General features: G+C 34.5%; 22 protein-coding genes and 1 other annotated feature. Of the genes, 4 read left to right on the top strand and 18 right to left on the bottom strand.

Translation table 11 applies throughout. The features are described 5' to 3' along the window. The first annotated feature begins 168 nt into the window (after positions 1-168). Both sda and sigK read left to right on the top strand, forming a co-directional pair. Complete coding sequence (gene sda, locus ACH6CY_RS07240; RefSeq protein ID WP_374066671.1) at positions 169-312, top strand: sporulation histidine kinase inhibitor Sda; 144 nt, start codon at positions 169-171, stop codon at positions 310-312. 150 nt (positions 313-462) lie between these two features. Then, complete coding sequence (sigK, locus tag ACH6CY_RS07235) at positions 463-1,161, top strand: RNA polymerase sporulation sigma factor SigK (RefSeq protein ID WP_374066670.1); 699 nt, start codon at positions 463-465, stop codon at positions 1,159-1,161. A gap of 118 nt (positions 1,162-1,279) precedes the next feature. Here the strand turns inward: sigK and ACH6CY_RS07230 are convergent, their stop codons facing one another. The 18 genes from ACH6CY_RS07230 to cymR all read right to left on the bottom strand — a co-directional run bounded on the left by ACH6CY_RS07230 (position 1,280) and on the right by cymR (position 17,840). Then, a complete protein-coding gene (locus ACH6CY_RS07230) occupies positions 1,280-1,498 on the bottom strand; it encodes a YrhC family protein (RefSeq protein ID WP_374066669.1) in 219 nt (72 codons plus the stop codon). Between the two features lie 83 nt (positions 1,499-1,581). Then, positions 1,582-2,277 carry a 5'-methylthioadenosine/S-adenosylhomocysteine nucleosidase gene (gene mtnN / locus ACH6CY_RS07225; protein ID WP_374066668.1) on the bottom strand — a complete coding sequence of 232 codons (696 nt, stop codon included), beginning with the start codon at positions 2,275-2,277 and terminating at the stop codon, positions 1,582-1,584. A 40-nt stretch (positions 2,278-2,317) separates the two neighbouring features. Then, complete coding sequence (locus ACH6CY_RS07220; protein ID WP_374066667.1) at positions 2,318-2,971, bottom strand: YrrS family protein; 654 nt, start codon at positions 2,969-2,971, stop codon at positions 2,318-2,320. Positions 2,972-3,115: 144 nt separating this feature from the next. Beyond that, positions 3,116-3,592 (bottom strand): transcription elongation factor GreA, encoded by a 477-nt coding sequence (gene greA / locus ACH6CY_RS07215; protein ID WP_374066666.1) that lies wholly within the window; start codon positions 3,590-3,592, stop codon positions 3,116-3,118. A 163-nt stretch (positions 3,593-3,755) separates the two neighbouring features. After that, entirely contained in the window at positions 3,756-4,397 is a 642-nt protein-coding gene (gene udk, locus ACH6CY_RS07210) for a uridine kinase (RefSeq protein WP_374066665.1), read from the bottom strand. A gap of 3 nt (positions 4,398-4,400) precedes the next feature. Beyond that, on the bottom strand, positions 4,401-5,057 hold the full coding sequence (locus ACH6CY_RS07205) for an O-methyltransferase (RefSeq protein WP_374066664.1): 657 nt from the start codon (positions 5,055-5,057) through the stop codon (positions 4,401-4,403). A gap of 99 nt (positions 5,058-5,156) precedes the next feature. Next, complete coding sequence (mltG, locus tag ACH6CY_RS07200; RefSeq protein WP_374066663.1) at positions 5,157-6,335, bottom strand: endolytic transglycosylase MltG; 1,179 nt, start codon at positions 6,333-6,335, stop codon at positions 5,157-5,159. 168 nt (positions 6,336-6,503) lie between these two features. After that, positions 6,504-6,782 carry a DUF1292 domain-containing protein gene (locus tag ACH6CY_RS07195; RefSeq protein ID WP_374066662.1) on the bottom strand — a complete coding sequence of 93 codons (279 nt, stop codon included), beginning with the start codon at positions 6,780-6,782 and terminating at the stop codon, positions 6,504-6,506. A 10-nt stretch (positions 6,783-6,792) separates the two neighbouring features. Beyond that, a complete protein-coding gene (ruvX, locus tag ACH6CY_RS07190; protein WP_374066661.1) occupies positions 6,793-7,212 on the bottom strand; it encodes a Holliday junction resolvase RuvX in 420 nt (139 codons plus the stop codon). Position 7,213: 1 nt separating this feature from the next. Next, a complete protein-coding gene (locus tag ACH6CY_RS07185; protein WP_374066660.1) occupies positions 7,214-7,480 on the bottom strand; it encodes an IreB family regulatory phosphoprotein in 267 nt (88 codons plus the stop codon). 106 nt (positions 7,481-7,586) lie between these two features. Further along, a complete protein-coding gene (gene alaS, locus ACH6CY_RS07180; RefSeq protein ID WP_374066659.1) occupies positions 7,587-10,220 on the bottom strand; it encodes an alanine--tRNA ligase in 2,634 nt (877 codons plus the stop codon). Positions 10,221-10,287: 67 nt separating this feature from the next. Continuing rightward, positions 10,288-10,494: a binding site (T-box leader), on the bottom strand. A 132-nt stretch (positions 10,495-10,626) separates the two neighbouring features. Beyond that, positions 10,627-11,694 carry an AI-2E family transporter gene (locus ACH6CY_RS07175; RefSeq protein ID WP_374066658.1) on the bottom strand — a complete coding sequence of 356 codons (1,068 nt, stop codon included), beginning with the start codon at positions 11,692-11,694 and terminating at the stop codon, positions 10,627-10,629. A 27-nt stretch (positions 11,695-11,721) separates the two neighbouring features. After that, entirely contained in the window at positions 11,722-11,943 is a 222-nt protein-coding gene (locus tag ACH6CY_RS07170; RefSeq protein ID WP_374066657.1) for a hypothetical protein, read from the bottom strand. 77 nt (positions 11,944-12,020) lie between these two features. Next, positions 12,021-14,345, bottom strand: a complete 2,325-nt coding sequence (gene recD2, locus ACH6CY_RS07165) for an SF1B family DNA helicase RecD2 (RefSeq protein ID WP_374066656.1) — start codon at positions 14,343-14,345, stop codon at positions 12,021-12,023. Between the two features lie 25 nt (positions 14,346-14,370). Then, complete coding sequence (locus tag ACH6CY_RS07160; protein WP_374066655.1) at positions 14,371-15,039, bottom strand: tetratricopeptide repeat protein; 669 nt, start codon at positions 15,037-15,039, stop codon at positions 14,371-14,373. A 65-nt stretch (positions 15,040-15,104) separates the two neighbouring features. Beyond that, positions 15,105-16,214, bottom strand: a complete 1,110-nt coding sequence (mnmA, locus tag ACH6CY_RS07155; RefSeq protein WP_374066654.1) for a tRNA 2-thiouridine(34) synthase MnmA — start codon at positions 16,212-16,214, stop codon at positions 15,105-15,107. A 14-nt stretch (positions 16,215-16,228) separates the two neighbouring features. Continuing rightward, on the bottom strand, positions 16,229-17,368 hold the full coding sequence (locus ACH6CY_RS07150; protein ID WP_374066653.1) for a cysteine desulfurase family protein: 1,140 nt from the start codon (positions 17,366-17,368) through the stop codon (positions 16,229-16,231). Positions 17,369-17,414: 46 nt separating this feature from the next. Further along, entirely contained in the window at positions 17,415-17,840 is a 426-nt protein-coding gene (gene cymR, locus ACH6CY_RS07145; protein WP_374066652.1) for a cysteine metabolism transcriptional regulator CymR, read from the bottom strand. Between the two features lie 284 nt (positions 17,841-18,124). On the opposite strand from cymR, the gene ACH6CY_RS07140 reads away from it, so the two are divergent. Beyond that, positions 18,125-19,387: a replication-associated recombination protein A gene (locus ACH6CY_RS07140; RefSeq protein WP_374066651.1), complete on the top strand. Its 1,263-nt coding sequence runs from the start codon at positions 18,125-18,127 to the stop codon at positions 19,385-19,387. 121 nt (positions 19,388-19,508) lie between these two features. Next, positions 19,509-20,180, top strand: a complete 672-nt coding sequence (locus tag ACH6CY_RS07135) for an RsfA family transcriptional regulator (protein ID WP_374066650.1) — start codon at positions 19,509-19,511, stop codon at positions 20,178-20,180. Positions 20,181-20,626: the final 446 nt, after the last annotated feature.

Below are 20,626 nucleotides of genomic sequence, written 5' to 3'. Positions count from 1 at the left end.
GTTTTTTTCATTTTTCTTATCTTTTATACACATGTTATCTACAAGTAGCTGTAGATAACTAACCACTTGTATCTCCAATATTTATTTGCTACTGTTATATTAGCTTATTTCACTGGTCTATTGAAACGAATTAATCAAATTATATCAAATAGTAACGGAGGCTAGCTCATGCAACATTTATCAGATGAATTATTAGTTGAGTCATATTATAAAGCAAATGAATTACAACTGAATCAAGAATTTATTATTTTAATTGAGCAAGAAATGCATAGAAGATCGATCAAACTTGAATTAAGTTATATTATAAGCTAAAGGTACCCTACATGATCACCCTTTTTAGTGCATAACCGTTCATGCTTGATTCAAAAAATAACATATTCGAGATGGACAGACACAATCCATTAGAAACGAACATAGAGTAAAGTATAGGCTAATGCCCAAATACTTTATGGAGGTGCATCTATGTCCGTTGTTTTAAGTGCACTTGCCTTTATTATGAAGGATGTACTTTTTTTCGTTTCATATGTTAAAAATCACGCTTTCCCACAACCACTAAATCCAAAAGAAGAAAAGATACACATAAAAAATATGTTAGAAGGTGATGAGGGCGCAAGAAATAAATTAATTGAACATAATTTACGTTTGGTTGCCCATATCGTCAAAAAATTCGAAAATACGGGGGAAGATACAGAAGACTTAATTTCAATCGGAACAATCGGTTTAATAAAAGGGATAGAAAGTTATTCATCAGGTAAAGGAACGAAATTAGCAACATATGCTGCACGATGTATTGAGAATGAGATTTTAATGCATTTACGTGCCCTGAAAAAAACCAAAAAAGATGTGTCATTACAAGATCCTATTGGGCAAGATAAGGAAGGTAACGAGATTAGCTTAATTGATATTTTACAAGCTGAAAATGATGATATTGTTGAATTCATACAACTGAACATGGAAGTTGAGAAGATTAAACAATACTTAAACATATTAGATAATCGAGAAAAACAAGTGATTATTAGTAGATATGGTCTTGCTGATGAAGACGAATTAACACAGCGTGAAATAGCAAGCAGATTAAATATTTCACGAAGTTATGTATCAAGAATTGAAAAACGTGCACTAATGAAAGTTTTTCATGCATACTACCGTAAAGAAAAGTAGCGATGCTATCACCAATATCAATCTAGTTTATCGTCTGCTGTAAACTAGCTATTAAACAGATATGGAGCAAATATACTTGTCATCGTAGATTTGTTCCATATCTGTTTTAGAAAAACACCTATATATTTTGTTTATTTAACTGGCTTATCCGCATGGTGAATATCCAAGCCCCTATTAAGCACACAGCTACTAAACTAACTATAAAACTAATATGTTCCGTAGTCTGCTTCATATATAATTGAATCAACATCCCCACATATAAGTATGCACTTAAAATGAGAAGTATAAAAGTAAAGCGGCTATAGTCAGCAATTTTATTCCTAATCGCTTGCTCCATTTTTCCTCCCCCTCTATCATGGTATAAATACATCTTAACATGACAGAAGGCATTATCTATCTGGTAATTCATTCAATTCGCCACTACATTTTCTTAATTACTTTCATAATTAATTCCGCTGCATGTTTAGCTGCTGTTTGTAAAAATGTATCAAATGAAATAGAAGATTCTTTTCCTGCAATATCTGATAACGCTCGAATGATAACAAATGGCGTTTTATATTGCTGACAAACTTGAGCAATTGCTGCAGCTTCCATTTCAGCTGCAATAAGTTGCGGAAATTTGGTTCGAACATATGCCACATGATCGGGATCACTCATGAAAGAATCACCAGTTGCTATTAACCCTTTTTTACTTTTATTCACACCATTAAGCTCATTAATAGCTGTTTCTACATGTTTCATTAACTGATTATCCGCTAGATAACGCGCTGGCAATCCCGGAACTTGTCCATATGCATAATCAAATGCGGTTACATCGACATCATGATGTGTTACTTCATTACCTATGACTAAATCGCCAACTTGCAAATCCGTATCGAATCCACCAGCCGAACCGGTATTTATTACATGTGTTAGTTGATATCGCTCATGTAAAATGGTCGTTGCCATTGCTGCATTCACTTTGCCTATCCCAGATTGTAATAAAACCACATTTTTATTTTCTAATTTTCCTTCAATAAATCTACAATTAGCTATGATTACCTCTGAATTTATCGCCATTTTATTTCTTAATAGCGTAATTTCTTCATCCATTGCACCGATAATACCAATTTTCAACGTTCATTCTCCTCTACTTAACTGCTTGATCTGAAAAAAATCAGTTTTTTTGATCATTTTCAGTTAAATGGTCTACTCTTGTTGGCTGCCAGCCTTCATTTTCAATCCAAGATAAATACACACGAAAATGTTTTGTTTCTGCTTTGTTTGAAAATGTTGCAATTACTTTCTGAGGGCCATCACCTGATACCCATAAATAAGACATGTTATCCGGATCAATATCAGTTGCTAGCTTGGCAGCTTCCAGCATCTCTTTCCAATCTTGTGACTCTTGTTCCCAAGAAATTTCGTGTGGCTCTGATTGCTTAGTTGGAATAGGTTCCCAATTACCAGTATATGCATTGATTACTAACTCGTCATCTACTTCTATTTTCTCTAAATTAACTTCTGGGGCCCCGGTGCTTTCTGCTTCATCACTAATAGATTTTGAATTTTCATTTGATTGTTCACTCTCATTTTCTTCTAAGTCTTCAGTATCTCCAGCTTCATTTTCCTCTTCCTGATTCATATCTTGTGTGGATTCCCCTTCATTCTGAGCTGTTTTTTCATCTGATGAATCGGAAGTTATTAGTTGTATCACAAAAAACAATACAATAAATGTGACAGCACTAATGCTGAAAATTAATAGTAATTTTTTGTTTTTTCGACGCTTTTCAAACCGATTTGCCCTACTTAAATGATGATCATCTGGCATGTTTCTCCCTCCCAGGTATTTTTTCTTTTAAATTAGATGAAACTAAAATCATTATATATCATACTGTTTTTTACTTTTTATATCATTTATTTCATTTAACAGACTTATTGATGAAAAGAACTTGGCAATATGCCAAGTTCTTTGTTAATCAACACGTATAATTTTAACATCCATCTCCCCAGCAGGAGTAGGTACAGTTACTTCTTGACCGATCTCACAGCCGAGTAAACTCTTAGCAATCGGTGAATCATTTGATATTTTTCCTTCGAAAGGATCAGCTTCTGCACTACCTACAATAACATATGTTTCTTCGTCACCATCAGGTAATTCCTGAAACGTGACTGATTTTCCTAATGATACCATATTAGGATTTTGGTCATTATTTTCAATAATGACCGCATTACGAATCATATTTTCAACCTGAACAATTCTAGATTCTACAAAAGCTTGCTCATCTTTTGCTGCATCATATTCTGAATTCTCAGACAGGTCACCAAAATCACGTGCTACCTTAATACGTTCAACAACTTCTTGGCGCTTTATTGTTTTTAAATCATGTAATTCTTTTTCTAATTTTTCTTTTCCTTCTTGTGTCATATAATAGCTTTTCTCTACAGCCATAAGTTACACTCCTTTAACCCAAACCTTTTTTAAGTATTTTTCTGATACTTATTCTTACGAAAATCAAAATATACCCACTTACTTTTATTTAAAGTAAACGGTTAATAAATGTACTAATCAATACTATGGCAGATTTTAGAGGATTTTTCAATAGTTTCTTTTTTTAAAGCGACATATTTTCTTTTCTATTTAAAATAGCTTGAATTTTGGTTGCCATTAAATCAATAGCGACATGATTTTCCCCGCCTTCAGGAATAACAATATCTGCATAGCGTTTTGTTGGTTCGACGAATTGCAAATGCATCGGTCGAACAACATTAATGTACTGATCAATGACAGACTCAATCGTTCGTCCTCTTTCTTTCATATCTCTTAGTATACGACGAATAATTCTAACATCTGCATCCGTGTCCACATATACTTTAATATCCATTAAATCAACTAATCGAGGGTCTTCCAAGATTAATATCCCCTCTAAAATAATCACTTCTTTAGATTCTATTTGTAATACATCTTTAGACCTTGTGTGACGCTTATAATCATAAATTGGTTTATTAATAGTTTGATGATCGATTAACTGATTAACATGTTCAATTAATAAGTCATTATCAAACGCAAAAGGATGATCATAATTCGTTTGTAACCGTTCTTCAAACGGAAGGTGTGATTGATCTTTATAATAATAGTCTTGTTCAAGGACTAAGATCGTTTTATCTGCAAAACGTTGACAAATAGATCGAGTTACAGAAGTTTTCCCTGAACCGGATCCCCCTGCCACACCAATAATAATAGGCTTTTCTTTCATTTTTTAAAAACCCCTTTTTTCCTCGTCTGCTATATTTTTATTTTTTGTAGTGATAGCTACACCGTCTCCGATTGGAATAATAGATGTATGGTATTCTGGATGATTAGATAGCCATTCATTGTATGATTTGATTTTATTGACTAATTTATTTTTTACATCGAAATATGATTCAGAGGCAACTAACCCTTTAAACAAGACATTATCTGAAATAATTATGCCATCCTCTGCAAGCATAGGTGAGTATAGCTCAAAAAAACGTTGGTATTGTCCTTTTGCTGCATCAACGAACAGTACATCATAAGGACCTTCTTCTCTAACCATTTCAACGCATGCTAGTGCATCGTCAAATATGATATTAACTTTGCTTTCTTGGTCGTATTTTTCCATATTATTTAGTGCTTGCTTGTAACGTGCTTCATCCCGTTCAATTGTTGTAATAGATGTTTGCGGATAAGCTTGTAACATCCTTAATGCAGAATAGCCAATAGCAGTACCAATTTCCAGTATTTTCTTTGGTCGTTTTATTTTTATCATTTGAACTAAGAAATCAATTCCTAATGGTTCCATGATTGGGACATGATTTTGCTCGGCGTAATCTTCTAATTCTTTTAACCATTCAGGCGATTTTTGCAATAAATTTTCTAAGTATTGATCTTTCATTTCTTTGATTCATCCTATCTAATAAAGAGTATATTCATCCACTTGATGATGAATAAGATAGAAAAGAAGGGAAACTTGTATGAAGTCTCCCCATTACAATTATTCACTTCGGCGTAAATGTTCTTCAACTAACCTTTTATGTTTTTCATATGTTTCAGCATAATAAACCTCTCCATCTGGAGCCGCAACAAAATAAAGATAATTTGTCTTTTCAGGTTCTAGAACCGCTTTAACTGAATGCTCGCCAAAGTTGGAAATTGGCCCAGGAGTCAATCCTTTGTTTTGGTATGTGTTATAAGGTGAGTCTACTTCTAGGTCTTTATACAATACCCGTTCTTTATGTTCTCCTAATGCATACAATACAGTTGGATCAGTTTGAAGGATCATATCTTTATTTAAACGATTAAAGAATACACCAGCAATACGTTCGCGATCTTCTTGTGTTCGTGCTTCTTTTTCAACTAAAGATGCTAGTGTTAACATGTCATGCATATTATATCCTTTTTTCTTCTCCATTTGTGGAAGGTAATTCAATGCCACTTGCTGCGTCTTTTCTAACATATCATGCACAATACTATCAATCGATGGATTTTTTTCATAAAACTGATATGTTGCGGCAAACAAATAACCTTCTAAAGGATAGCGAATATCTTCAGCTAAGATCTCTTCAGACAAGATTTGGGGATATGCTTCGATTAGCGTTTTAATATAATCTTGATCATTCATTTTTTCCATAAATTGATCTGCGTCTATATTCGCATGTTTTTCATAGAGCTGAGCTATCTCTTCCAATGTTTTACCCTCAGGAATAGTCACAGTAAAAACTGGGTCTTGCATCATTATACCTGTTTGGATTTTTTCCGTAATTTCTTCTAGAGACATGGAAGGTGAAAGTTGATACTCACCTGCTTGAAATTGTGAAGCATTATTGAATTTAACATAAAAACGATAGATTAAGTCGTTTGAAATTACCCCGTCATCCTCTAAAATACTGGCAATTTGTGAAGTTGAAGATCCCAATGGAATAGTTACTGTTTTAGTTGATTCATCAGATGGATCAACTGGCTTCAGTCCATTTTTAATATAAAAATATCCTGAGATCCCACCAACAATAAGTAATATAGATAATAATAATAGTACGCTAGCGACAATTTTCCTAACCGTACTTGCTTCTTTACAACGTTTTATAAAATTTTCTTTTTTCACTTGTTCATGGGTTTGATTATGATTATTATGCATATCGGCTTGCTTATTCTTCTCATGATCAGATGTGGACATCTTGATCCCTCCCTTCACCCGGTATATTATACTACAACATTCCACATAATTTCTATGTAATTTTTGAAATCTTTGTTTTTTACAGACGATTATAGAACTTTTAAGTAGAACTTTCAACATTTTTGAATAAAGAAAAAAGCAGAAGGCTTGATCCCTCTGCTTCATCAATTATTCCATTTCTTCGGTTAGCGTATTTAGCATTTCCTCAACCATTTGCCATTCTTCTTCTGTCTCAATTTGGAATAGTGCTAAGTCATCTTCATTTTCTTTATCTTCATAACGAAAAGCAAAAACTTCTACCTCTTCATCATCTTTTTGTTCAACAGGTACAACTGCAATGTATGATTGTTCGTTCTCATCAATATCAAAAGTGAAAAGCACTTCAAATAAGTGTTCTTCTCCTTGCTCATCAGGTATAATAATACGTTCTTTTTCTTCTAAAGCCATAGTTAGCCTCCTAGTTTTGATTAGCATCTAGATAACCTTGTAAGATCATCACAGCTGCCATTTTATCGATTACTTTTTTTCTTTTTTTTCTACTTACATCCGCTTCTAACAGAACTCGTTCTGCTGCCATTGTTGATAATCGTTCATCCCATAGTACAGTAGGCAAAGAAAATTGCTCCTCAATATATAGAGCGAATTTTTTTGACATTTCTGCCCGTTCTCCTATCGTACCATTCATGTTTTTCGGTAACCCAACAATTACTTCGGATATATCATTTTGTTGAATAATCAGGGCTAACTCATCTTTCGCAGTCTGATAATCACTTTCATTCCATCGAATTGTTTTAAGACCTTGCGCTGTCCAACCCATTGCATCACTAACAGCTACTCCAATAGTCTTAGACCCGACATCTAAAGCCATTTTTTTCATATTAAACCTCTTTATGTTGTTGCAAATAGAACGTAACTAGTTCTTCAATTAGTTCATCTCGCTCTATTCGGCGTATTAAATTTCTTGCATCTTTATATCTGGGAATATAGGCTGGATCACCTGATAGTAAATAACCAACTATTTGATTGATTGGATTATAACCTTTCTCGTGCAACGCTTCATAAACTGTTAATAATACAGCATTTATATTTTCTTCAAAAGGTTCTTCAGAGAAGTTAAATTTCATTGTTTTATCCATTGACCCCATGATAACACCCGCCTTTATCCATATAAAATCTTATTCTTACAATCATCATAACATAAATGACTGCTTGTTTAGTTAATTATACCTTTTTTAATAGTAAAATATCAATCTAAACTAAATTAGCAATGTATGTTTTTGCATACTCCAGTGCATCATGTACTTTTTCTGGATTTTTACCACCAGCTTGAGCCATATCAGGCCTACCACCGCCACCACCTCCACAGTGTGTAGCTGTTTCTTTAATTAATTTGCCTGCATGATACCCTTTTTCTATTAAGTCTTTTGATACCCCTGCAGCCAATTGTACTTTTCCATTATTAACGGCAGCAAGTAAAATAATACCTGAAGCAATTTTTTGTTTTAGTTCATCTACCATGCCTCGCAATTGATCCATATCAGAAGCATCTACTTTTTCGATTAAAACTGGTACATCACTTACTTGTTCCACTTTATTTAAAATAGAAGCTACTTCTAGATTAGATAGCTTTTGATTTAGTTTTTCTTTGTCTTTTTGTAATTCTTTTATCTCCATGAATAAATCATTAATTTTTGTTGGTACTTTATCCTTTGACACTTTCAATAACTGCCCAGCTTCAGATAGAAGTGCTTGTTGATGGCTGACAAATTGATAAGCACCTTTAGCGGTTACAGCTTCGATCCTTCTTGTACCCGCTCCAATACCTGTTTCTGTTAAAATCTTAAATAAGCCTATTTCAGAAGTATTTTTCACGTGACAGCCACCACATAACTCTAGACTGTAGTCTTCGATAGAAACAACTCGAACAACATCACCATATTTTTCTCCAAATAACGCCATGGCACCCATTTGTTTTGCTTCATCTATAGAATGATAGTTCGTTTTAACACTTAAAGCATCCCAAATATTTTGGTTGACGCTCGATTCGATTTTTTGAATTTCATCTTCGGTAATCGCACTAAAATGAGAAAAATCGAATCGCAAGCGATCTGGTGCAACAAATGATCCTGCTTGATTAACGTGGTCACCAAGTACATCTTTTAATGCTTGGTGCAATAAATGTGTTGCAGTATGATTTTTTTCAATCCGTGTTCGTGCGTTGTTATCAACAACTGCCTGAACCTTACTACCTTGTACTATAATTCCACTTGTAACAACCACTCTAAGTAGATTTTGTCCTTTTGGTGCTTTTTGCACATCTTCTACTCTTGCTTCACCATGCTCAGAATAAAGCCAACCTTTATCAGCAATTTGTCCGCCACTTTCCGCATAGAAAGGTGTTTCTGTTAAAACAATGTACAGTTCCTCTTCTGAAGATTGATCAACAAATGTTTTGTTTTCAATGATAGCTCCAATCGTTGTATCGACTGTTAATTGATCATAACCGATAAATTCACTTTCTACTTCTAATGTATGAAACACTTCGTCTTGTACTTGCATTGAATCTACTTTTTGCCTTGCATTTCGCGCACGCTCTTTCTGCTTCTGCATTTCTTTTTCAAAGCCCACTTCATCCATAGTAAATCCAACATCAGCTATATATTCTTCTGTGAGCTCTTTTGGAAATCCATAAGTATCATATAATCGAAATACTTCGGTACCTGGGAAAACATTTTTACCTTGCTGTTTTTCTTTTTCAATAATCTCTTCTAATATTACCAAACCTTCATGTAATGTTTCGTGAAATCTTTCCTCTTCTGTTTTCACGACATTTTCGATAAAGCTTTGTTTTTTCTTTAAGTCAGGATAAAATGCTTGCATAATTTCTGCAACTGTACCAACTAGCTGATACATAAACGGCTTTTCAACTCCAATTTGTTTTGCGAAACGAACCGCTCTTCTCAACAACCTTCTTAAAACATAACCACGACCATCATTTGAAGGTAATGCACCATCCGCAATGGCAAAAGAAACTGTTCGGATATGGTCAGAAATAACTTTAAAAGCTACATCCGTTTGTTTGTTTTTTCCATATTTAACATTTGCAAACGTCTCAATTTTTTTAATTAAGGGAAGGAAAAGGTCAGTCTCAAAGTTCGTTGGTGTGTCTTGAATAACGGAAACCATTCGCTCTAGTCCCATTCCTGTATCAATATTCTTCTTAGGTAACGGGGTGTATGTATCATCTGGGTTATGATTAAATTGTGAAAATACTAAATTCCAAATCTCTAAATAGCGATCGTTTTCTCCACCTGGATACAATTCCGGATCATTTGGATCATTGCCAAATGATTCGCCTCGATCATAGAATATCTCTGTATTTGGGCCACTTGGACCTTCTCCAATATCCCAAAAATTCTCTTCTAATCGAATGATTCGTTCTTCTGGAAGTTTAACTTGATTTTTCCAAAGATCATATGCCTCATCATCCTCTGGGTGGACAGTTACAGACAATCTCTCTGGATCAAAGCCAATCCATTTTTTATCCGTTAAAAATTCCCATGCCCACATAATTGCTTCTTCTTTAAAATAATTCCCAATGGAGAAGTTTCCTAACATTTCAAAAAAAGTATGATGTCTAGAGGTAAAACCAACATTTTCAATATCATTTGTGCGAATTGATTTTTGTGCATTAACAATTCTTGGGTTATTCGGAATCACTCGCCCATCAAAATATTTTTTCAATGTGGCTACACCACTATTAATCCATAGTAGTGTTGGATCATCTTTTGGCACAAGAGATGCACTAGGCTCGATGCGATGCCCTTTCTCTTCAAAGAAATCTAAAAACATTTGTCGTACTTCCGCAGACGTTAATTGCTTCATCTTTTAAAGCCTCCTAAATAATTAATCTTCTTTTGATAATAAAAAAACTCTCTTCTCTGCAAAAATATGCAGGGACGAGAGTTGACTATCGCGGTACCACCCTGATTATGAACCATAAGATTCATCACCTTAAAACGATAACGGTGTTTAGCCGGCAGAAATTAGCTGCACTCCAAACTAGCTTCTGTAACCCTTCATTTAGAATTTCTTACAGCCACGGAAATTCCTCTCTTAAAATGGTCTGTTACATACTATTGTTTCTCTACGTTTTTCAATCACTATTTACGATAGTATAGTTAATTTTTGATTTTCTGTCAATCTTTCATGGATTTTGAAAAGAACTTGAGCTAATAACTAATATACATCCTTTCACTTAAGTTAAATTCAATACACTCAACAAGCAAGATTATGGTGATAAATTGTCACGCTTACTTTGATTCATAACAACTTTGAAAATGGTTACTAATGGAATAGCGATGATCATGCCAATAATTCCAGCAATTTCTCCACCTACTAATAAAATGAATATAATCAAAACCGGGTGTAGATGTACACTTTTTCCAACGATATATGGCGATAGTAAATTCCCTTCAATGATTTGAACGAATATCACGCCTAAACCGACATAGATTACTTGTTTCGTTGAAATGGTAAAAGCAATAATAATTGCTGGCAACGCACCAATAAGTGGACCAAAGTAAGGTATAATATTTGTCACTGACATAATAATCGCTAATATTAGTGGGTATTTCATATTAATTAGTACTAAAATGAAATAAGATGTTAAGCCAACAAAGAAACAAACGATTAATTGTCCTCGAATATAACTTCCTAATCCATGATCAACCGCAGGTAAAAGTAGTTTTATTTTGGACTGGTGCTTCTTTGGAAATAACTTAATTAAGCTTGATTTGATTAAATCAAAATCTTTTAACATGTAAAATACTAAGACAGGAATAACTGCTATAACCATTACGATATCCATGATTCTGGTCGCCCGTTTTAATATATTCGCAACCCAATCCTCAACGCTATTTTCTATATGACTAAAAAAACCATCCATTTGATCATGAAATGTTTCAGGTAAAAAAGCAGTGTTTTCATACAATCGATAAATTGTATGACGATATGTATTAAAGAAATTTGGTAATGCTTGTTGTAACTCCTTTATTTGTTTTACTAGCGCTGGAAATCCATAATAGCTAGCAACAGCAGCACCTCCAAAAAACAAAATATAAACACCAATAATCACAAAACTTCTAGGAATATGATAGTGGTGAATCTTTTCAATTAGAGGATGCAATAAATAGGCTATAAATGCCGCAATAAAAAAGGGCAGCAAGATTTTAATGATGATCGCAAGTAATTGACGGTAAAAAGGAAATAAGAGATACAATAGATAAACGAAAAGTAGTATAACAATTCCCAAAATAAATAGACCAAGCCACTTTCTAATAATTCTTCTTGAAAGCATATCGATTACTCCTTATTAAGATATCCATTATCTTTGTAAAGATCGATCTTCTTCTGTAAAAAGATCATTTAATGAACTTAAGGAGCCATCTTCTTCTACTTGATCCATATGAAATATATTTTCCTCTAATTTTAATTCTATAAAGCATTCCCAACAATAATAATGTTGATTACCTATCCGACCAATGTTTTTACTTTTACAATTTGGACAACGCAATACACTCACTCCTGCTACTATTTTTACTATCATTTTCCCCAAAATAAAATGATTATATACAAATATCATAGTAAAATAGAGCAGATTGTATGAAGCAATACTAGATCAGATTACAAAAAATCATATGGAGATAATTCACCATCTTCTCTATCAGCTTGTTCTTTCATTATCAATTCTCCATCCAATAATAGTTGGAGCTTTTCTGTTAAAGTGGTATACCTACTATTTTTATCTTCCTCTTGCACACCTTTTAGAAAGGAATGTTTATCTCCACACAACAGAAGTGACTGTTTTGCTCGAGTAATTGCAGTATACAATAAATTTTTTTTAAGCATTCGGCGGTAACTCGAAACAATTGGAAAGATAACAATCGGAAATTCGCTTCCTTGTGATTTATGGATAGATATACAATAGGCATGCATAATATTTAATACATCTTTGCGGTTATACGCTACCTCTTTTTCATCATAAGCTACAATAACTTGTTCCTCTTGTTCTTCTGACTCATCTTCTTGCTTGATTGCTATAATCTCTCCAATATCCCCGTTAAAAACACCATCTTCTGGCTGATTAACTAGTTGAATAACTTTGTCACCTGTTCTAAAAATAGCATCTCGAGTTTTTATTTCCCTCTTCCCTTTTTGTTTTGGGTTAATTAATTGTTGCATTTCTTCGTTTAGTCGATGAATCCCAGCTTGTGTGCGATACATCGGGGCAACTACTTGCATGTCTTTTAGATCTAATCCTTTTGTCTGTGCTTTGTCCATTATTTGTTTCACTACTTCTATCACTTGATCTTCATTACAATGAATAAAGTTAAAGTCAGATGATTTGGTTAATGAATCTATCGATAAGATATTTTGTTTCATTTCATGTGCAAGTTGAATAATTTTTGATCCTTCTTTTTGACGATAGACTTCATCTAGTTTGACTGCTGGGATACGATCACTTGCTAATAAATCAGCTAACACTTGACCTGGGCCAACAGACGGCAATTGATCCTCATCCCCAACTAATAAAACTTGCATTTGATTCGGTATTGCTTTAAATAGTTGATTCGCTAAAAATACATCTACCATAGAAAATTCATCAACAACTAACAGCTTTCCGTCTAATTGATTGTTTTCGTCTTTCTCAAAACTATCATTACCGTCCCACCCTAATAATCGATGAATCGTCACCGCAGGTAACCCCGTTGATTCAGTCATTCGCTTCGCAGCTCTTCCGGTAGGAGCAGTTAAAATGAAAGGGAAGTCTGATTTTTTATCGTATGTAATTGGATCAAGTGACATATCATGTAAATCACTGTAAGCACGTAAAATCCCTTTAATAACTGTTGTTTTTCCCGTCCCCGGTCCTCCTGTCAAAATCATTACCTTTTGGGATAACGCCTGCTGAATAGCTTCGAACTGTTCTTTTCCATAACTTAAATGCTCTTCTTCTTCAATTTTACCAACAATCTTTAATAAGTCTGCCTCAACAATTCCGCTATCAAGTTCGTGTTCAAGGGTACGCTTTAACTGTGTACAAAAACCTGTTTCCGCATAATATAAAACTGGTAAGTAAACTCGTTCATTATCAATAATCACATGCTTACTCGTATGTAATGCTTCCAGTTGTGCAATTAAATCCTCTTCGGAAATTTGATAACGTTGCGCTTGAATTAAACGACTAGTCTTAGCTAGTAATGTATCAATTGGTAAATAAACATGCCCATCTTGAATAGACTCATGCAATGTATATAAACAACCAGCTTGTAAACGCATTGGATAATTCATTGTTAACTCATTTTGTTTAGCCACTTCATCAGCCCGTATAAATCCAAACCCGTCAATGTCAAACACATATTGATAAGGATTGTTTTCCAATATATTAATTGCTTCCTCTTGATATGTACCATATATTTTTTGAGCCATTTTTAATCCAAAGCCATATTTGGACAAATGCACGACCACGTGCTCAAAACCTTGATGTTCTTGAAGAATACGAGATAGATTCTCCGCTTTTTCCTTTGACAATCCTTTAATAGAATTTAACACACTTGCATCTTTCAAAATTTTAGATACAGCTGTATCACCTAACTTGTCAACAATTCGCTGGGCTAGCTTCTTACCTACTCCATGAAATAAATCACTCGAAAGGTAAGCAATTAATCCTTCTGTTGTGTCTGGAATAAAACGGCGATAATGCTCCACTTGATATTGTAAACCAAATTTTTTATGATCAACGAAATGACCTTGAAAAATATATGGTTCTCCAATTGCTAATTCACTAAAGTACCCTTTAATTACTAATTCATTTTCAGCAAATGATTCATTTGTATCAAGCACTTTTATTTTTGCAATGGAGAAATGCTCCTGTTGATTAGAAAAAATAGTATGGATAAGTTCTCCCTTTATATATCGCTCTTCTTTATTTTTTTGTACTTTTTCCATCACAGAAGGACCCCCTTTGCCATCATTATTCCTCTTTTTGTTGCACTATTTCCTCCACTTGCCCCTTCAAGCTCAAAGCTAGCGTATGCTCTGGTTCCAAATTTATCGCTTCGTTCAAGTGGTATAGTGCTTGTTCAATATTTTCTTCAAATAAGAATGCAACGCCTAAATTATAATGTGCATCACTGTGTGACTCATTGATCGCTAGCACTTGTTCAAACGTTTCTTTTGCTAGAGACAACTGTTTTGTTTGGGCAAGCGACAAACCATATTGAAAAAGAATAACTTCATCATCTGGTTGAATTTCTTTTGCACGTTGAAAATATGGTAATGCTAGTTTATCATGATTTTCTTGTTGAAAGGACAAACCTAACATAAAAAACACATCCGCTTCTTCAAGACCATAATGCACCGCTTTTTGATAATAGCGTTGCGCTTTCGCATAATCTTCTTGTTCAAAGTATAAATTAGCTAACCCATAATAAGCTGTCGCAGCTGTTTCGTCTAAGGCAATTGCTTTTTGAAAAAAACGAATGGCACGATCAAAATCATTTATATGTACTAATAAATTGCCAAAGTTAATATAACCTACTGGATCATCAGGGGACTGCTCAATTACATCATTAAAATATTGCGCTGCTTCTTGATATTTTCCTTCTTGCATATATTGAATACCTTGATTCATTTCTTCCATAAAAACATTCACCTTTCTAATAATATGAAAATACAGAACAGAAACGTAATCTGTTCTGTATTTCTTTATCCTACATAGTTTAATCGTTTGTTATTTTTAAAGATTTCATCTATGGTTGCCCCACCTAGACACACATCTTCATTATAAAAAACAACTGCTTGACCAGGTGTAATTGCACGTTCAGGTTGATCAAATATTACTTCCACTCGATTATCATCTAATGGAACGACTGTTACCTTGCTATCTTTTTGACGATAACGAAACTTTGCCGTACAAATGATTGCTTGAGTTGGCGCCTCGTTAATCCAATTGACATCCGTAGCAATTAATCCATCTGAATATAAATAAGCATTATCATATCCCTGTTCTACAAGAAGAACATTTTCCTTTAAATCTTTTCCTACAACAAACCATGGATCACCTGGACCACCAATACCTAAACCTTGGCGTTGTCCAATTGTATAATACATTAATCCCTCATGCTGTCCTTTATCTTCCCCAGTCATTGTTTTCATTCTGCCTGGCTGTGCTGGTAAGTACTCACTAAGGAATGCTTTAAAATTACGTTCACCAATAAAACATATTCCAGTGCTATCTTTCTTTTTAGCAGTTGCCAACTCATGTTCGTCTGCTATTCGACGGACTTCTTTTTTCGGTAGATGCCCTAGCGGGAACATCACTTTTGCTAATACATCCGAAGATAGCTGGTTCAAGAAATACGTTTGATCTTTATTATCATCTACACCACGGAGCATTTCATAGTGGTCGTTCACTTTTCTTACTTGGGCATAGTGACCTGTCGCTACATAATCAGCACCTAATGATAGTGCATGTTCTAAAAATGCTTTAAATTTAATTTCTTTATTACACATCACATCTGGGTTTGGTGTTCGACCCGCTCTATACTCATTCAAAAAATAAGTAAACACCTTATCCCAATATTGTTTCTCAAAATTCACTGCATAATAAGGTATGTCTAATTGGTTACAGACACGAACAACATCATCGAAATCCTCTGTGGCCCTACAAACACCAAACTCATCTGTGTCATCCCAGTTTTTCATAAAGATACCAACGACATCATATCCTTGTTGTTTAAGCAATAAGGCTGTGACAGAAGAGTCTACTCCACCACTCATTCCTACTACAACACGTGTATTACTATTATCGGTCATCTTTTGTCACCTCACTACTTTCTAAGTCGTTTAACAATCGTTGCTACGCGATTAGCAGCCATTTTTATTTGTTGTTCATCATTTGCTATCCCAAAGCTAAAACGAATGGAATTGAGTGTTTTTTCGTTCCCTCTTCCAAACATCGCAGACAATACATGAGAGGCTTCAACTGATCCAGCAGTACAAGCACTACCACTTGATGCTGCAATCCCCTCTAAATCCAAGTTCATCAATAATGCTTCAACATTCGTTCCGGGGAAACTAATATTAATAATCGTAGGAATTATTTCAATCGAGCTATTGACTGAAAAATCAACACTATTTTCTTGAAGACTGTTTAAAAATAACTGCTTCAATGATTGATATTTTTTCACTCGCTCTGTTCTTTCTGTTCCAGCTAATTCAATTGCTTTTTTAAAACCAATAATTGCTGTAATATTTTCTGTTCCAGGACGTCGTTTTCGTTCCTGTTCTCCTCCATGATGTAACGCTTCAAATTTCGTACCTTGTTTAATATAAAGAAAGCCAACGCCTTTAGGACCATTTATTTTATGTGCAGAGGTAGTCAATAAGTCAACACCGAGCTGTTGCACATTGATTGATAACAATCCGTAAGCTTGTACTGCATCTGTGTGGAAATAGGCTTGGTGATCTTGAAGTAACTCCCCTATTTGTTTAATTGGTTGAATAGCCCCTGTTTCATTATTTACCATCATAATTGTAACAAGGATTGTTTCATCCGTTAGTGCTTTTTGAACATCTTCAACCATCACTTGACCCGATTCATTAACAGGTAAATAGGTTACTTGAAACCCTTGTTTCTCCAAATACTGAATCGTATGCAAGGTAGCGTGATGCTCTATTTCGGTCGTTATAATATGATTTCCTTTTCGTTTGTTGGAAAAAGCAACACCTAACAAAGCCATATTGTCTGCTTCTGTACCACCACTTGTGAAAGTAATTTCTTTTTCATTTGCTCCAATACTACTTGCGGCTACACGTCTAGCCTCATCAAGTTTTTTTCGAGCATTTCTACCAAAAAAATGCACACTAGATGGATTACCAAACGTATTTTCCATTGCATGATTCATTTCCTTTATCACATCAGGATGCATAGGTGTAGTTGCTGCATGATCAAGGTAAATTGGCTCCATCTTTTTCGCCTTCTTTCTAAATTTAACGTACCTACAGATTTTATTTTTAAATATAGAACATGTATGGATCTTGGCTTAGTTGATCCTCTTCATTATATTTTGACAAATCATCCAGTGTTGTCGTATCTAGCACATTTTTCACAGCATCACGAATCCTAATCCATAGTGCTTGTTTCGCTGGCTCTTCATTTTCAATACCTTCTACTGGTGTGATCGGTCCCTCTAAAATTCTGATGATATCGCCAGCAGTAATATCTTTTGCTTCTTTGGCTAGCATATATCCACCATATGCACCGCGAACGCTTTTGACTAAACAAGCGTTACGTAAAGGCGGGACAAGTTGTTCTAAATAATGTTCAGATAACTGCTTTTCATTAGCAATTGTTTTTAATGAAACAGGTCCTTCACCAACTCGTTTAGCTAATTCAATCATAATGGTTAGTCCATAACGACCCTTCGTAGAAATTTTCACCGTAACACTCTCCTGTTCAACGCTATTCATTAACAAAAAGTAGTTTTATACTGTTATATTAATATAGCTTCTTACCATTTTACAAAATCATTCAATGAAATAGTAAATAGTATAAATTTCACTAACTTTTATTATAGCACGAATCGTATTATTCTTGCATTTTCAAAAGGTTATCAGTACGCTAGAGAAAATAACTAAATAGAATGCTTGAAAACAATGTAATATTTTAGCTATTTATTAATTATAAGTCAAGTCAAGTATAAACTAAAAGGAGCATATTCATTATGGTACAAAACCCTCTAGCCTATCGTATGAGACCCTCCCATATTGATCATATCATTGGGCAAGAACATCTGGTTAGCGAAGGTAAGATGATCAGGCGCATGGTGGAGGCGAATCGGTTAGCTTCAATGATTTTATTTGGCCCCCCAGGTACAGGTAAAACGTCGATGGCGATCGCATTAGCAAAAAGTCTAAAAATGAAACATAAATTATTAAATGCAGTAGTGGATAAAAAGAAAGATATGGAGATAGTTATAGAAGAAGCAAAAATGTTCGGTCAGCTAGTAGTAATTTTAGATGAAGTTCATCGATTAGATAAAGCGAAACAAGACTTTTTGTTACCTCATGTAGAGAGTAATCTAATTACATTAATCGGCTGTACGACTAGTAATCCTTTTCATTCAATTAACCCCGCCATCCGAAGTCGTGTGCACTTATTTGAACTAGAACGATTGCAACCAAGTGATGTAAAAGTAGCAATTGAACGAGCTATCCAAGATAAAGAAAATGGGTTAGGAAATTTACTAATCAACATATCAACTGAGGCGTATACTCATTTTGCTCAAGCAGCAAATGGTGATTTACGTGCTGCTTTAAATGGATTAGAACTTGCTGCTTACTCGACACCAAAAAATGATCAAGGTCAAATTAATCTTACACTTGATATTGCAGAAGCTTGCATGCAGAAGAAAAGTTTTTCACACGATAAGAATGGTGATGCACATTACGATGTACTTTCTGCATTCCAAAAATCTATTCGAGGAAGTGATGTAAATGCAGCACTTCATTACTTAGGTAGATTGATTGAAGCTGGCGACTTAGATAGTATTGCTCGTAGAATGATTGTTTGCGCCTATGAAGATATTGGTGTTGCGAACCCTCAAGCAGGAGCTCGCGCTTTAGCTGCAGTTGAAGCTGCTGAAAGACTTGGCTTTCCAGAAGCGCGTATACCTTTATCTGTAGCAATTGTAGAATTATGTTTGTCACCAAAATCAAATTCAGCATACAAAGCATTAGATCAAGCATTATCTGATATCAGACATGAAGACATAGGTGACATTCCTCCACATCTAAAAGATGCGCACTATCAAGGTGCGAAACAGTTAGGTAGAGGAGTTGACTATCAATATCCTCATCAATACGAGAGTGGATGGGTCAAGCAACAATACTTACCAGATAAACTACAACACAAAAAGTACTATCATCCAAAGGAAACCAGTAAAGTAGAACGGGCTTTTAAACAAATCTATGACAATTTAAAATAACTTTTGTATATTGCTAATCATTTCTGATCATACTAGTAAAAAACAATATTCGTTCTAATCCAGTAACTAGTTTTATACTGCAAAGTTACTAGATAGAAAAAGGGTTAAGGAGTGAAAAAAATTGGCAAAGGTTAGACAAGACGCCTGGTCACATGAGGATGATCTATTATTAGCAGAAACGGTGCTTAGGCATATTCGTGAAGGTAGTACGCAGTTAAATGCATTTGAAGAAGTCGGAGATAAATTAAACCGAACCTCTGCTGCTTGCGGGTTTCGATGGAATGCCGAAATCAGACAACGTTATGAACAAGCAGTTGCTATTGCGAAAAGACAACGAAAAGAAAAGAAAAGAAATATTGCTAGACAACAAAATCAATTAAATCGTTCTTTTCATTTAGAAAATAACAAACCAAAGGAAACTAGTGAAGAGGCATTTATCAATCAATCTTCTGTTTCTAATTCTTTATCTACCAAAGTAAAAGAATTAAATTTAAACCAAGTCATTCAATATTTAAAAACTGTAAAAAAAGAAATGGAAGAAACAACTTATTCTAAAAACATCCTGCAAAAGACCAAGCAAGAACGTGATCATTTACATAATGAAAACGAAAAATTGCAAAAAGAAGTGAAACACTTGGAAAAACAACTAGAAACAGTTCAATCTGATTACCAAGCTTTCTTACAAATCATGGATCGAGCCAGAAAAATGGTCGTATTCCAAGATCAAGACGATACTGCTACACCTACATTCCGAATGGAGAAGAATGGTAATTTAGAACAAGTAGCCAGATAGAATCATATAGCTGATTTCTAATAAAAGAATGGATTAAAAAGAGCTTGAGACAAAACAATATTTCTCAATAGAAAATACGAACATTTATTTTAATGAAGAAGAACAAACACCGCTGTCGAAATATACTTTCTTTCCGCAGGCACGGCTTCGGGGCCACAAGACGTGGGTCAGTTAGATGTTGTCACAGGACGTGACGGTTTTAGTATAAGGTCCATTCCTTTAAGGAGTGGATCTTCAGCTCGCTCTGTTCCTACAGGACAAGGAATACTTCGACAGCAATGCATCGCACGAAGAAAATTGCACTTCATTTTCGAGGAGTATCGTATATTTCCACAGCTAATTTGCTTGCTTAAGATAAAAAGGTTCTATGTCAAATCACGTTGGTGAGTCAGAATAGTCAACTGAATTATTTTATGTTCGCGTCCTAAAGTAGCTAAGCTGCTTTA

Source organism: Paraliobacillus sp. JSM ZJ581, from assembly GCF_044383835.1.
In the GTDB taxonomy this organism is placed as follows: domain Bacteria; phylum Bacillota; class Bacilli; order Bacillales; family Amphibacillaceae; genus Paraliobacillus.
Note: the sequence above shows the minus strand (reverse complement) of the source record. Positions and strands in the feature narration are given on the sequence as shown.

Coding starts and splice junctions, on each gene's coding strand:
- ACH6CY_RS07140 (WP_374066651.1), top strand. CDS start 18,125: ATGGTACAAAACCCTCTAGCCTATCGTATGAGACCCTCCCATATTGAT.
- mltG (WP_374066663.1), bottom strand. CDS start 6,335: ATGTCCACATCTGATCATGAGAAGAATAAGCAAGCCGATATGCATAAT.
- greA (WP_374066666.1), bottom strand. CDS start 3,592: ATGGCTGTAGAGAAAAGCTATTATATGACACAAGAAGGAAAAGAAAAA.
- ACH6CY_RS07220 (WP_374066667.1), bottom strand. CDS start 2,971: ATGCCAGATGATCATCATTTAAGTAGGGCAAATCGGTTTGAAAAGCGT.
- ACH6CY_RS07150 (WP_374066653.1), bottom strand. CDS start 17,368: ATGGAGCCAATTTACCTTGATCATGCAGCAACTACACCTATGCATCCT.
- sigK (WP_374066670.1), top strand. CDS start 463: ATGTCCGTTGTTTTAAGTGCACTTGCCTTTATTATGAAGGATGTACTT.
- ACH6CY_RS07185 (WP_374066660.1), bottom strand. CDS start 7,480: ATGGGGTCAATGGATAAAACAATGAAATTTAACTTCTCTGAAGAACCT.
- ACH6CY_RS07195 (WP_374066662.1), bottom strand. CDS start 6,782: ATGGCTTTAGAAGAAAAAGAACGTATTATTATACCTGATGAGCAAGGA.
- ACH6CY_RS07230 (WP_374066669.1), bottom strand. CDS start 1,498: ATGGAGCAAGCGATTAGGAATAAAATTGCTGACTATAGCCGCTTTACT.
- ACH6CY_RS07175 (WP_374066658.1), bottom strand. CDS start 11,694: ATGCTTTCAAGAAGAATTATTAGAAAGTGGCTTGGTCTATTTATTTTG.
- ACH6CY_RS07205 (WP_374066664.1), bottom strand. CDS start 5,057: ATGAAAGATCAATACTTAGAAAATTTATTGCAAAAATCGCCTGAATGG.
- ACH6CY_RS07160 (WP_374066655.1), bottom strand. CDS start 15,039: ATGGAAGAAATGAATCAAGGTATTCAATATATGCAAGAAGGAAAATAT.
- recD2 (WP_374066656.1), bottom strand. CDS start 14,345: ATGGAAAAAGTACAAAAAAATAAAGAAGAGCGATATATAAAGGGAGAA.
- mnmA (WP_374066654.1), bottom strand. CDS start 16,214: ATGACCGATAATAGTAATACACGTGTTGTAGTAGGAATGAGTGGTGGA.
- ACH6CY_RS07170 (WP_374066657.1), bottom strand. CDS start 11,943: ATGATAGTAAAAATAGTAGCAGGAGTGAGTGTATTGCGTTGTCCAAAT.
- ruvX (WP_374066661.1), bottom strand. CDS start 7,212: ATGAAAAAAATGGCTTTAGATGTCGGGTCTAAGACTATTGGAGTAGCT.
- alaS (WP_374066659.1), bottom strand. CDS start 10,220: ATGAAGCAATTAACGTCTGCGGAAGTACGACAAATGTTTTTAGATTTC.
- udk (WP_374066665.1), bottom strand. CDS start 4,397: ATGAAAGAAAAGCCTATTATTATTGGTGTGGCAGGGGGATCCGGTTCA.
- sda (WP_374066671.1), top strand. CDS start 169: ATGCAACATTTATCAGATGAATTATTAGTTGAGTCATATTATAAAGCA.